At 68.0% G+C, this 11,745-nt stretch carries 15 protein-coding genes; 8 read left to right on the forward strand and 7 right to left on the reverse strand.

Annotated elements, in window-relative coordinates; translation table 11 throughout:
* The first annotated feature begins 105 nt into the window (after nucleotides 1-105).
* Together DI276_RS33720 and DI276_RS33725 are read left to right on the forward strand one after the other, a co-directional pair.
* Nucleotides 106-444: a hypothetical protein gene (locus tag DI276_RS33720; protein ID WP_112270914.1), complete on the forward strand. Its 339-nt coding sequence runs from the start codon at nucleotides 106-108 to the stop codon at nucleotides 442-444.
* Nucleotides 444-1,355, forward strand: a complete 912-nt coding sequence (locus DI276_RS33725; protein ID WP_112270916.1) for a glucosyl-3-phosphoglycerate synthase — start codon at nucleotides 444-446, stop codon at nucleotides 1,353-1,355. The genes DI276_RS33720 and DI276_RS33725 overlap by 1 nt, the downstream gene beginning before the upstream one ends.
* Here DI276_RS33725 and DI276_RS33730 read toward each other — a convergent pair.
* Genes DI276_RS33730 through DI276_RS33745 form a run of 4 tightly spaced genes read right to left on the reverse strand, consistent with a single transcriptional unit; the run spans nucleotide 1,287 to nucleotide 5,687 of the window.
* Nucleotides 1,287-2,588 carry an amino acid ABC transporter ATP-binding/permease protein gene (locus DI276_RS33730; RefSeq protein ID WP_112270918.1) on the reverse strand — a complete coding sequence of 434 codons (1,302 nt, stop codon included), beginning with the start codon at nucleotides 2,586-2,588 and terminating at the stop codon, nucleotides 1,287-1,289. The genes DI276_RS33725 and DI276_RS33730 overlap by 69 nt on opposite strands.
* A complete protein-coding gene (locus tag DI276_RS33735; protein WP_112270920.1) occupies nucleotides 2,585-3,934 on the reverse strand; it encodes an ABC transporter ATP-binding protein/permease in 1,350 nt (449 codons plus the stop codon). The genes DI276_RS33730 and DI276_RS33735 overlap by 4 nt, the downstream gene beginning before the upstream one ends.
* Nucleotides 3,904-4,527 carry a cytochrome d ubiquinol oxidase subunit II gene (locus DI276_RS33740; protein ID WP_112270922.1) on the reverse strand — a complete coding sequence of 208 codons (624 nt, stop codon included), beginning with the start codon at nucleotides 4,525-4,527 and terminating at the stop codon, nucleotides 3,904-3,906. The genes DI276_RS33735 and DI276_RS33740 overlap by 31 nt, the downstream gene beginning before the upstream one ends.
* Nucleotides 4,527-5,687, reverse strand: coding sequence for a cytochrome ubiquinol oxidase subunit I (locus tag DI276_RS33745; protein ID WP_112270924.1), 1,161 nt, complete (start codon nucleotides 5,685-5,687; stop codon nucleotides 4,527-4,529). Before DI276_RS33745 ends, DI276_RS33740 begins: the two co-directional genes overlap by 1 nt.
* A 210-nt stretch (nucleotides 5,688-5,897) precedes the next feature.
* On the opposite strand from DI276_RS33745, the gene DI276_RS33750 reads away from it, so the two are divergent.
* Both DI276_RS33750 and DI276_RS33755 read left to right on the forward strand, forming a co-directional pair.
* Nucleotides 5,898-6,236: a PadR family transcriptional regulator gene (locus DI276_RS33750; RefSeq protein WP_112270926.1), complete on the forward strand. Its 339-nt coding sequence runs from the start codon at nucleotides 5,898-5,900 to the stop codon at nucleotides 6,234-6,236.
* On the forward strand, nucleotides 6,221-6,898 hold the full coding sequence (locus tag DI276_RS33755) for a permease prefix domain 1-containing protein (protein ID WP_112270928.1): 678 nt from the start codon (nucleotides 6,221-6,223) through the stop codon (nucleotides 6,896-6,898). Before DI276_RS33750 ends, DI276_RS33755 begins: the two co-directional genes overlap by 16 nt.
* Before the next feature lie 123 nt (nucleotides 6,899-7,021).
* On the opposite strand, the gene DI276_RS33760 is transcribed toward DI276_RS33755, so the two are convergent.
* Nucleotides 7,022-8,149 carry an RNA-guided endonuclease InsQ/TnpB family protein gene (locus tag DI276_RS33760; RefSeq protein ID WP_198681068.1) on the reverse strand — a complete coding sequence of 376 codons (1,128 nt, stop codon included), beginning with the start codon at nucleotides 8,147-8,149 and terminating at the stop codon, nucleotides 7,022-7,024.
* A 177-nt stretch (nucleotides 8,150-8,326) separates the two neighbouring features.
* On the opposite strand from DI276_RS33760, the gene DI276_RS33770 reads away from it, so the two are divergent.
* Genes DI276_RS33770 through DI276_RS33780 form a run of 3 tightly spaced genes read left to right on the forward strand, consistent with a single transcriptional unit; the run spans nucleotide 8,327 to nucleotide 9,550 of the window.
* Entirely contained in the window at nucleotides 8,327-8,623 is a 297-nt protein-coding gene (locus DI276_RS33770; protein WP_112271476.1) for a DivIVA domain-containing protein, read from the forward strand.
* Nucleotides 8,610-9,008: an SRPBCC family protein gene (locus DI276_RS33775; protein WP_112270932.1), complete on the forward strand. Its 399-nt coding sequence runs from the start codon at nucleotides 8,610-8,612 to the stop codon at nucleotides 9,006-9,008. The genes DI276_RS33770 and DI276_RS33775 overlap by 14 nt, the downstream gene beginning before the upstream one ends.
* The gene (locus DI276_RS33780; protein WP_112271474.1) at nucleotides 9,008-9,550 is read left to right on the forward strand and encodes a DNA-3-methyladenine glycosylase I; all 543 of its coding nucleotides are present in this window, start codon (nucleotides 9,008-9,010) and stop codon (nucleotides 9,548-9,550) included. The genes DI276_RS33775 and DI276_RS33780 overlap by 1 nt, the downstream gene beginning before the upstream one ends.
* A 33-nt stretch (nucleotides 9,551-9,583) precedes the next feature.
* Here the strand turns inward: DI276_RS33780 and DI276_RS33785 are convergent, their stop codons facing one another.
* Both DI276_RS33785 and DI276_RS33790 read right to left on the reverse strand, forming a co-directional pair.
* Nucleotides 9,584-10,369, reverse strand: coding sequence for an enoyl-CoA hydratase-related protein (locus DI276_RS33785; protein ID WP_112270934.1), 786 nt, complete (start codon nucleotides 10,367-10,369; stop codon nucleotides 9,584-9,586).
* Nucleotides 10,370-10,379: 10 nt separating this feature from the next.
* Nucleotides 10,380-11,177 carry a PaaX family transcriptional regulator gene (locus tag DI276_RS33790; protein WP_112270936.1) on the reverse strand — a complete coding sequence of 266 codons (798 nt, stop codon included), beginning with the start codon at nucleotides 11,175-11,177 and terminating at the stop codon, nucleotides 10,380-10,382.
* A gap of 222 nt (nucleotides 11,178-11,399) precedes the next feature.
* Here DI276_RS33790 and DI276_RS33795 point away from each other — a divergent pair, with 222 nt between their 5' ends.
* Complete coding sequence (locus DI276_RS33795; protein WP_065914675.1) at nucleotides 11,400-11,567, forward strand: DUF3117 domain-containing protein; 168 nt, start codon at nucleotides 11,400-11,402, stop codon at nucleotides 11,565-11,567.
* The last annotated feature ends 178 nt before the right edge of the window (nucleotides 11,568-11,745 follow it).

Below are 11,745 nucleotides of genomic sequence, written 5' to 3' on the forward strand. Positions count from 1 at the left end.
GACCATGACGTAGATCACACAGGGTTGTTACCGGGGAGTAAACCAGATACCTACTCACGGGTAGCAAGAAGCTGTGAGCCAGCTCACTGATTTACGCTGGGTGGCGTGAACCGATTCCGCGTCACTGAGCTGCCGAAAGACCGGGTGCTGGTCGTTGCGCAGCTGACCAGCGCAGACGTTTTGGGTCAGACCATTAACGAGGGCGCCGACGTCGTGGAATTCGACGGCGAGCTGGAATTGCCGTTGCTCACCGAAACGTTGGATGTGGTGACGATCCCGCCAGGGGATGAGGATTTCACCCTGGCGGCTGCCACAGTGGCTGCGATGTCCGGAGCACGCGCGATTAGGGCATCTGACGTGCGGCAGGCGAGGAAGGTCGTGGAGATGGTTGCGAGCGTGACGGGAACCCGTCCGCCTGCCCGAGCGGTGCGGGCGCTCGCCTGATGCTGCCCGCCGTCGAAGCCTGGTTCGCCACGCACACCTGGCAGCAGCCGTCCTGGACGGTCGACGAGCTGGTGGCGTTGAAGCGCGGCCGGACCGTCTCCGTCGTGCTGCCCGCGTTGAACGAGGAAGCGACCGTCGGTGACGTCGTCGGCGTGGTCCGGCCGTTGCTCGGGACGCTCGTCGACGAGCTCGTGGTGATGGACTCCGGGTCCACGGACCGGACTGTGGAGGTCGCTGCTGAGGCCGGCGCACGGGTGGTACGGCGCGAGGACGTCGTGCCGTGGCTGGAACCGTTGCCCGGCAAGGGTGAGGTGCTGTGGCGGTCGCTCGCCGCGACCTCTGGTGATCTGATCGTCTTCCTGGACTCCGACCTGGTGGATCCGGAGACCGCGTTCGTCACGGCGTTGCTCGGGCCGTTGCTGGACGTCCCGGACGTGCACCTGGTGAAGGGCTTCTACCGGCGGCCGTTGCGGTTGGAGAGCAGCGGTGGCGGGCGGGTCACCGAACTGGTGGCGCGGCCCTTGCTGAACACGTTGCGGCCGGAGCTGTCCGGTGTGGTGCAGCCGCTCGGCGGCGAGTACGCGGCCACTCGGTCCTTTTTGGAGTCGGTGCCGTTCGCGGCCGGGTACGGCGTGGAGATCGGGCTGTTGCTGGACGTGCACCGGAGGTACGGGCTGTCCGCGCTGGCTCAGGTGAACCTGGGCGTGCGGAAGCACCGCAACCGGTCGCTGCTGCAGCTCGGCGTGATGTCCTCGCAGATCATGGGGACCGCGCTGGCCCGGTGCGGGGTTGCTGCCGACTCCGGGCCCCTCACCCAGTTCGTCCAGGTGGACGGCGAGTGGCTACCCGACTCGACCGACGTGCTCGTGGCGGATCGGCCCCCGATGGTGCACGTGGTCGAAGAGCGCTAGCTGCTCTTCGCGGTGCGTCACGACGAGTGCGGTGCCCTGGCAGTTGTCGAGGACCTTGGCCAGCACGCGGTCGGCCTGCTCGGGGTCGAGTCCTTCGGTTGGCTCGTCCATGAGCAGGACTTCCGGGTTCGCCAGCACTGACCTCGTGAGGATCAGGCGCTGGCGTTGGCCGCCGGAGATCTCCTCGCCGCGTTCGCCGACGATCTGGTCCCAGTCGAGGTCCAGCTCGGCGATCTCGGCAGCCCGGTCCAGTTCTTCCTGCGTGGCATCGGGTTTGGCCAGCAGGACGTTGGTGCGGACCGTGGTGTGGAAGACGTGCGCGCCGGCCAGCGCGCCCCTGCTCGGTTCGAGCTGGTGGGCGATGGTGTTGAGCAGCGTGGTCTTGCCGCTGCCGCTCGGGCCGACGATCGCCGTTCTGCCTTGCAGGTCTGGGGTTTCGGTGACTCGGGCCGGTTCGGACTCGGTGGTCGGCTCCGGGATCGGCTTCGTCAGGGCGGTCAGCGGAATGGTGATCTCGAACGTCGCGATGGCCGCCATGATCAGCCAGGCGGGCTCGTTCTGCGCGAGCATGAGCAGCGCCGCGCCGAACTGGACGGCGATCGCGAACGGGGTCAGATCGCGGGTGCGCTCCTTGCGGGACAACGCCGTTGCGGTCGCGGTCGCGGCGGAGAGTTTCTCGTCGAACAAGCCGTAGGCGATCAGTTCTTCTTTGCTGTGCACCAGTTCGGTGGTTTGTTCGGTGAGCTTGGCCCGCAACGGCGTGAGGTCTTCCGGTTTGCGAAGGGCGAGCCACGGGAGCAGCGCGAGGTTGATCAGCAGGCCGCCGATGAGCGGCAGCGAGAAGCCGGAGACGACCGCGATGACGGCGCTCACCAGCGCCGCGATGATCCACGGCAGGGTGGCGCGGAGCTTGGTGTCGAGGTGCTGGTCGACGTTCGTGACGATGCGGGTGAGGGCCGTCCCTGACGGAATGTGCCTGCGGTGCGCCAGGTCGTCGTAGACCCGGCCGCGGAGTTCGACGGCCTCGCTGAGCACGGCCTTGTGGCTGGTCAGGCGTTCGAGGTAGCGCAGTGCGCCCTTGGCCAGCGCGAGCGTGCGGACCGCGACGATCGCCACGGTCAGCGCCTGCATCGGCGGGTGCTCGGCGGCGCGCATGATCAGCCAGGTCGCCGTCGCGGTGAGGCCGACGCCGGCCAGTTCGGCGAGCACACCGACGAAGATCGCGAGTCTCATACCGTCACCACCCTGTCGACCTCGTTCAGCAACGTCGGCCGGTGCGCCACGATCACGGCCGTCCTCCCGCGGGTGTACTCCCGAGTCGCTTGCAGCACCAGGGATTCCGTCTCGGCGTCGAGGTGTGCGGTGGGTTCGTCCAGCAGGAACAGTCCGGCCTGCTGCCGGTCCAGCGCCTTGGCCAGCGCGACCCGTTGCTGTTCACCGGACGAGAGATCGGCCGGCACGAGCGTGGGCCGCTGCGGGACCCACGACAGCGCCTCCAGCCAAGCCTTGCGATCGATCTCGCGCAGGTCGACACCGCCGATCAGCACGCGACCGTCGTCGGGCTGCACGAACCCCAGCAGCAGCCCCAGAATCGTGCTCTTGCCCGCGCCGCTCGGCCCGACGAGCGCGACCCGTTCGCCCGGCTTGATCCGCAGTGAGAAGTTCTTGAGGCTGCGGACGCTCACGTTGTCGAACACGATCTCGGCGCCGGCGAGATCCGGTGGGGTCACGCCGCTGTGGTCGGTCGCGGTGGGCAGATTGGCCAGCACTTCACGGCCCTGCGCGCTCGCGTGGTACTGCGCTCCAGCGGCCCTGAGCGGCAGAAACGCCTCCGGGGCAAGGAAAAGCACCAACAGCGCCGTGTACAGCGGGACGCCGCCGTCGAGCAGCCTGAGCCCCACCGGCACCGCGACCAGCGCCACCGACATCGTGGCCACCAGCTCCAGCACGAACGCCGACAGGAACGCGACTCTGAGTGCCGACATCGTCTCGGTCATGTGCTGTGCGGCCAGCTGCCGGACCGTCGTCGACTGCGCCTCGGCCCGTCCGAACGCACGGAGCGTGCCGATGCCCTTGACCACGTCGAGGAAATGTCCGCCGAGCGTGGCCAGCGCTGCCCACTGACGAGCCGTTCGCTCGCGGGTGTGCGCACCGACCAACGCGCCGAAGATCGGGATCAACGGCAACGTCAGCAGGATCGTCAGCGCGGCCGCCAGATCGGCGAACGCCAACCTCGTGACCACCGCCAGTGGGACGACCACCGCGAGGATCTGCTGCGGCAGATAGCCGACGATGTAAGGCGTCACGTCGTGCACGCCGCGCGTGACCAACGTGGCGACCTCGCCCGCCTTGATGCCGGGTGAGCGCAGGAAGGCCTCACGAAGGCGTGCTCGGGTGCGTTCGGCGGCGCGGTGGGCCATGGCGCGGTGCACCCACCACACCAGCACGCGCAGGACGATGACCAGGCACAGCAGGAGAAATCCGGAACCGCCGCTCAGCACCGACGCCAGCAGCTCGGCCTGGGCGAGCACCAGGAACGGGATCGGGATCAGCGCGAGGAGATGGCGACGATCGACCATTGCAGCAACACCACCAGCGGGATGATCGGGATCGCGACCCACGCGAGGAGGCCGAGCGTGTCCGAGTGCGCCATGAGCCCGGTGACGTCGATCGAGCTGAACGCGAGCGGAATAGGTAGCGCGCAAAGCAGTGCGGTCAACGGGAACAACGTCCACCGCCGGTTCTGGAACACCCAGCCGTGCACCGCGAACAGCGCCGGCATGACGAACGCGACCGGCCAGGGCGCCTCCAGCAGGTGCGCCAGGAACAGGCCCCAGCCAACGGAAACCATCAGCGCACCCGTGAACGCCAGCCACCACCACAACCGCAGCTGCACGGCGGCCATGAACAGCACCAGTCCGGCCAGGACCAGCGTGAACACCGAATGTGCGCCGGACAGCAGCTCGCCTTCGAGCCGCGGGAAGGCCGCGAACAGCACGCCGATCGCGGCGACCAGCCACACCTCGTTGCCCAGGAAGAAGGGCGTCATCCGCTGCAGCGCTTCGTCTTTCCTGCGGAACGGCAGCAGCAACCCGGTGCCGTAGTCGAAGCCGGCCAACGCGAAGTAGCCGACTGTGAGGGTTCCGAGCACGACCAGCCAGAGCGTTTCCATCAGAGCGTCACCACCAGCGGCGAAACGGGAGCGGGCGCGACGTCCGGACCACGACGGACCGCACGTGCGATCAACGCCCAGTCAACGCAGGCCAGCAGCACGAACAGGGACGTGAACACGATGAGCGACAACAGAATCTGCGAGGCGTCCACATGGGACACCGCCTCCTCGGTCCGCAGCAGCCCGTAGACGAGCCACGGCTGTCGCCCGATCTCGCGGAACATCCAGCCGAAGATCGCGGCCAGGAACGGCAGCGGAATGCCGATCACCATGAGGTACAACGGGAAGCGGAGCCTGACCACCGCATCCTTGATCAGCAACGGCAGCGTCAGCCAGCTGACCAGCGTCAGCGTCATCCCGATCAGGATCATGAATCCGAGCGGCGCGCCGATCCACGGCGCCGCTTCGCTCTTGTCCGGCTGGAACTTCGCGATGATCGGGAACTGCGCGAAACCCGCGCCGATCAACGACGGCGTGGCCAGCGCCGTGGTGATCACGCCCATCCGCAGCGACCGCCGGAAGAAGTCGACCTCGGGTGTGCGCTTGATGAAGTGGTACGCCGACACCCCGGTCAGGAACACCCCGCCGACCGTGATGGACGCGAAGATCACGTGCATCAGCGCGGAGTTGAACGTCGGGTTGCTCAACAGCGCGGAGAAGTCGTCCAGCCGCAACACGTTCCCCTCGACTCGGTAGCCGACGGGGTGCTGCAGGAACCCGTTCGCCGCCATGATCCAGAACGCCGACGCGTAGGCCGTGAGCGCGGTCAGGTACAGCAACGCCAGGTGCACCCAGCGGTTCAGCTTGCCCCAGCCGAAGATCCACAAGCCGAGGAACGTCGACTCCAGGAAGAACGCGATCAGCGTCTCCAGCGCGAGCGGCGCCCCGAACACGTCGCCGGCGTAGGTCGCGAGACCCGACCAGTTCAGCCCGAACTGGAACTCCATCACGATGCCGGTGACGATCCCCAGCGCGTAGTTGATCACGTAGATCCGGCCCCAGAACCGCGTCATCCGCTCGTGCACGGGCGCGCCGGTGACCGTGAACCTGGTCTGCATGATCACCAGCAGGGTGACCAGGCCCAGCGTGAGCAGCACGAACAGGAAGTGGAACGACGTCGTCAACGCGAACTGGAGCCGGGCGAGGTCTACTGCGCTCATAGGTAGGGACGCTATATGTAGGGTCGCTACTTATGAACGGCTGAGCCGGGATATCAGGGTGATCTCAGGGCCGACCCTGAAGGGAACCTGAAGGCCTCCGAATCCGGTTCCAGGGCAACAGATCCAGGCCTGAGCGCACCACCCCGAACGCCCGAAATCAGGGACATCTCAGGGACCGCTCGGAGGGCCTGATCAGTAGAGTCACTACCCATGAAACCGGACGCCCTACGCGGCCACCTCGACGCGTTGCTGCTGGCGACGCTCGACGGGAGGCAGCTGCACGGCTACGCGATCATCGAGGCGTTGCAGCAGGTCAGCGGGGGTGCGCTGGACCTGCCGACAGGGACGGTGTACCCGGCGCTGCGCCGGCTGGAGCGGGCTGGTCACGTCGTCAGCGACTGGAGCACGGTCGGCGGCCGCAAGCGCCGCACCTACCGGCTCACCCAGGCGGGCCAGAAGGCGCTGCACGCCGAGCGCAGTGCGTGGCGGGAGTTCACGACGGTCATCGACGGGGTGCTGGGAGGTGGCGGCAAATGGGCACAGACGTGATCGACAGGTACGTGACCGACCTGGGGTCGCGGCTCCAGGGCTCGAAGAAACACGTCCGCGACCTGCTCACGGAGACCCGCGACAGCCTCGAGGACGCCACCGAGGCGCACCTCGACCGCGGGCTGTCCGAGGACGAAGCCCGCACCCGCGCCGTCGAGGAGTTCGGCCCGGTCAAGGAGATCGCGAACGAGTACCAGGCCGAGCTGGCCGTCGCGTACGGCACGCGGACGCTCGTCTGGCTCGCGATCGTGCTGCCGTTGATGCACATGGCGTGGGAGTACGGCCGGATGCTGCTCGTCGGCCCGTGGCAGGACCTCGGCACCCCGACCCCGTCGTGGTACCTCGTCGTCGCCAAGGCCAATGACATGACCAGCGGTGCCGCGTCGGGTGTGGCACTGGTGGCGCTCGTGCTCGGCCGGATCCTCGCCCGCAAGTACGACACGAAACTGCTGGCCAAGCTCGCCGCGTCCATCGCGATCCTGGCCGTCGGCGCGGTCCTGCTGGGCAACGTCGCGATCATCGCGGCGACCGCGCACGTGGACGTCGCCAGGCTGATGCAGTCGTTGCCGATGAGCATCGCGAGCCTGATCACCTGGATCGTGATCATTCGACTCGGTCTGCTCGCTCGCCGGTGCCTGAGCTGTGCCACGATCGTCGCTTGAATGCTCCCCGCGCCCTGTACGGGCTATGTGGGGATTTTCGGCTCAGGCTGCCTGCTCGTCCGGCGGACGAGCAGGTCTTGTGCCCTTCATCACCGACCGGGTTCAAACCTGCCCGGACCAGCATCACCGCCGCGGAGTTCTTGTCCCTGGGGGACACGGCTCCGCACGACGTGCAGGTGTAGGTGCGTTCGGACAGCGGCAATGCGTGCTTGGTTCTCCACCGCATGCCGCGCAGTCCATTGTGGTGTGTTTCGGGTCCACCAGCCGCAGTTCGCGGCCGTGTTTGCGGGCCATCGTGATCAGCTCACGCTTGGTGGCGCCGATCGCGGCGTCCGCGGCTTTGCGGGCCATCGTGGATTTCGCCAGGAACTTCGGCCGGAAGTCTTCCACCGCGAGCACGTCATGGTCGCGCACAACCCGCTTGGCCCACTTTCGGCCGGTGTCCTGCCGACGCCGGGCGATTTTCTGCTGGATCTTCGCCGCTTGCCGCTTGGCGTGCTGGTAGCCCTTCGAACCGGGCCGGCCCTTGGCCGGGCGGCGACGGGCCATCATCCGCTGATACCTCGCCAGGCCCTTCGCAGCCTTCTTGCCGTGCTCAGGGTGCGGCAAGTCGTACGCGTCGCTCGTGGTGGTGGCGAGTTCCCTCACGCCCCAGTCGACACCGATCACCCGGCCGGTCACCGGCAACGTCTGGACTCGCGTGCGGACGACGAAGGAGCAGTACCAGTGGCCGAGGCTGTCGCGGTACACGCGCACCGACGACGGCGCGGCGGGCAACTCCCGCGACCACACCGGCCGCACCACGATCCCGCCCGCCAGCTGCAGCACGCCATCACGCAACCGGAACCCGCGCTGGGTGTAGTTGAGCGTCGGCTCGGCCAGCGACCGCTTCTTGACCCGCGGCATCCCGGCACGTCGCCACTGCGGCACCCGCTCCCGCACATCCTTGAGCGCCTTGGCGCGGGACTTGCCGAAATCCCGGACGACCTGCTGCTGCGCCACCGACGACCCCGCCCGCAACCACACATGCTCGGCACGCCAGCCCGTCAGCAGTTTGTCCAACTGGGCCGGGCCGCACGTCCGCGGATCTTCTGGATTCTCGCGGTTGTGCCGATGGGTCTCCCGCGACTGCGCGACGCACTGGTTCCACACCCAGCGGCAGCGATCCCACTCCACCAGCAACGCGCGGCCGGCGGACGACGACAAGCGCAGCCGGTAGGAATATCGGGTCACACTCACCGAATCCGCCACGCAGGCGACCTTATCGAACAGATGTTCGGCACTGTCAGGTGGTCGCGGACATCGCACCACCGTTCAGTAACGTTGCCACCATGCTGCGCTCGAACCGCCCCGGCTCCGCCGGGCAGCTCGTGCCGGAGTCCGAATTCCTCCCCGGTCTGAAGGCAGGGGCATCCTTCGGAGGACATGGTGACGAACGCCCTTCTCTACCTGATCGTGATGGTGGCCGTCGCGGCAGTGGTGTTCCTGCTCGCGGCGTTGGTGTTCGGGCGCGGCGAGGAGCTCGCCCCGCTGCCGCCCGGCGCTTCGCCGACGCGGCTGCCGTCGGAGGACATCACCGCGGAGGACGTCCGCGAGCTGAAGTTCCAGCAGGTGTTCCGCGGCTACAAGATGAGTGAGGTCGACTGGGTGTTGCAGCGACTGGCGACCGAGGTCGGCGAGCTGCGGGCCCGCGTCGAGGAGCTGGAGAGCAGTGACCGAGCTTGAGCTGACGGTCGAGGTCGCCGCGCCGCCCCACACGATCTTCCGCGCGATGACCGACTGGGAACGCCAGTCGGAGTGGGTGTTCGGCACCCGCGTGTCCGTGGTGGCCGGTGACGGGCAGTCGGTCGGCAGCGAGATCGACGCCAGGACGTTCGGCGTCTCGGACCGGATGCGGATCACGCGCTGGGACCCGCCGCACGCCGTCGAGGTCGAACACCTCGGCCGCGTCGTGCGCGGGACGGGTGTGTTCGCCGTGCGCGGCAGCCGTTTCGTGTGGACGGAACGCCTCGACGTGCCGTTCTTCTACCCGTTGGTGAAACCGCTCTTCGTGCTGATGCTGCGCCGGTCGCTGCAGCGGTTCGCCCGGTTCGCCGAGGAGTACCGGTGATCGTCCGCTGCCCTTGGGGTGAGTCGACCCCGGACTACATCTCGTACCACGACACCGAGTGGGGCGTGGAGCTGCACGGCACCAACGCCCTGTACGAGCGGATGTCGTTGGAGGCCTTCCAGTCCGGGCTGTCGTGGATCACGATCCTGCGCAAGCGGCCGGCGTTCCGTGCCGCGTTCGGCGACTTCGATCCCGCGCTGGTGGCGGAGTTCGGGCCGGCCGACGTGGAAAGGCTGATGGCGGACGCGGGCATCGTCCGGAACCGGATGAAGATCGACGCGGCGATCCACAACGCCCGTGTGATCGTCTCGGAGGGCGTCGACCTGGATGAGCTGCTGTGGTCGTTCGCGCCGAGTGAGCACGTGCGGCCGGCGACGATCGCGGACGTGCCGGCGATCACGGCCGAGTCCAAGGCGATGGCCAAGGAACTGAAGCGTCGTGGCTTCAAGTTCCTCGGCCCCACCACGTGTTACGCGCTCATGCAGGCCACCGGGATGGTGGACGACCACATCGCGACGTGCTTCCGCGCCAACGGCCGATGATTTCGGGCCGCGGGAAGTGACGAACGCGTCCGTCTAGCGCCCGATGAACTTCGGCGCCCGCTTGTTGACGAAGGCGTCGACGGCTTCCCGGTGGTCTTCCGTCGCACCGCAGTCGGCCTGGGTGCGGCGCTCGGCTTCCAGCGCGTCCTCGAGAGTCCCGTCCGCGGCGGCGGCCAGCGCTTCCTTGATCTTCGCGTACGCGGTGGTCGGTCCGGCGGCGAGCTTGGCCGCGAGAAGGTGCGCGGTCTCCTGCAGTTCCTCGTCCGGCACGACCTGGTTGACCATGCCGACCCGCAACGCCTCCTCGGCACCGACCGGCTGGGCGAGCAGCATCATCTCCATCGCGCGGCCGTGCCCGATCAACCGCGGCAGCGTCCACGACGCGCCGGAGTCCGCGGTCAGGCCGACGTTCGCGAAGGCCATCAGGAACTTCGCCGACTTGCCCGCGATGCGCAGGTCCGAGGCGTACGCGAGGGACGCGCCCGCACCCGCCGCGCTGCCGTTGACCGCGGCGATCACCGGCTTCGGCATGCCGATCAGCTCCCGCACGATCGGGTTGTAGTGCTTCTCCACGGTGTGCAGCGGCGCGGGGTCACCGGCCTGCAGCAACCCGATGTGCTCCTTGAGGTCCTGACCCGCGCAGAACGCCCGGCCCGCACCCGTGATCACGACCGCGCGCACCGACGGGTCGGCCGACGCCTCGCGCAGCGCGTCGAGGAACGACTCCTTCAGCGCGATGGTGAAGGCGTTGAACGAGTCGGGGCGGTTGAACGTGAACGTGCGCACACCATCGGCGTCGTCGACGAGGAGCTCGGACACTGGACCTCCATCAAGCAGTGGAAACGTTGCGCACCGGCCGCAGGCACTCGTCGACGAACCGACTCGTGCCCGGTGCCAGCCGCAGTGTCTGTTCGTCGAAGAACGACGCTGCCGCGTGCCCCGGCCAGTCCGGTGGCAACAGTTCAGCAGGAAGACCGGGATCGCGGAACAGGAACTTCCGCCACGCGTGCAGCAACTGCTGTGACGCGGCAAACGCCGCCGCGTCGTCGGTTTCGTCCACAACGGACACCTGCGGCAGCCAATGCGCGACGAAGGCGGCGTAGTCGCGTCCCAGTTCGGCCAGGTCCCAGGCCTTCGCCGCGAGCTCGACGTCCGCACCGTCGTGTGAACCGTGAAAAGTTCGTGCGGACACCTCTTCCGCGGCCAGCACGTCGGCCAGCTCCGGCGACGGCCTGGGCGCGATCCACGTCACAGGACCGAGCGCGCCGTAGCCGAGCAACTGCAGCTCGGAGGCCAGGTGATCGCGCGAGTCGCGGCCGGGCATCTCCTCCAGCACCACGACGTGCCAGCGTCCGTCCCACGTGGACGGCCGGGTGCGGTAGATGCGGGCGGCGGCCTCGTCGAGCCTTCGTTCCCCGCGAGGTGTCATCGCGTAACCCGGCCCGTCGGGCAGCCTGGTCGGCTGCAGCCAGCCCTGCCTGACCGTCCGGGAAACAGCCGTGCGCACGGCCGGTGCGGCGAATCCGAGGGGGTCCAGGAGCCGGACGAGGGCGGCAATGGTGGCGGCGCCACCGCGTTCGCGCAGGTGGCCCCCGTAGACGTCGAACAGCGCGGAACGGGCTCGCACCCGGCCCAGTCTGTCACGCCGTGCCCTCGGTGGTGTCCAGTCGGTCCAAAAGTGTTGCGTTGTCGGTGAAAACGGGTACTGATCAGGATGAAATCAAGATCAACAAAAGTCACCCGAACTCGCCAAAAGATCGGTTCGGTTTCGCCCCTGAGTCGCGATAGGGGAGAATGGAGCAGATCCGGCCTGGCCGGACGGGGAAGATGTTGACGGAGGGAGCACGCGATGGCGGCCATGAAGCCCCGGACCGGCGACGGTCCCCTCGAGGTCACCAAGGAGGGACGCGGCATCGTCATGCGCGTGCCGCTCGAGGGTGGTGGGCGCCTTGTCGTCGAGATGTCGGCGGACGAGGCCAGCGCCTTGGGCGACGCGCTGAAGGCCGCCGCCGGCTGAGGCACCCGGCGAGGACGAAACACCGAGCCCCGGTCTCCACTGTGGAGGCCGGGGCATCGCTTCGTCCAGCCAGTGCTGTGGCCGCCGACTTTCGCCGCGTCTTCCGGCGCTCAGCAGGGCACCTCGCGGCACCGGCCCCGCGCCCCCGTACAACCAGTACGAGGACGCGGGGCCGGCA

Origin of the sequence: Lentzea terrae (assembly GCF_003265345.1) — a bacterium.
GTDB lineage: Bacteria > Actinomycetota > Actinomycetes > Mycobacteriales > Pseudonocardiaceae > Lentzea > Lentzea terrae.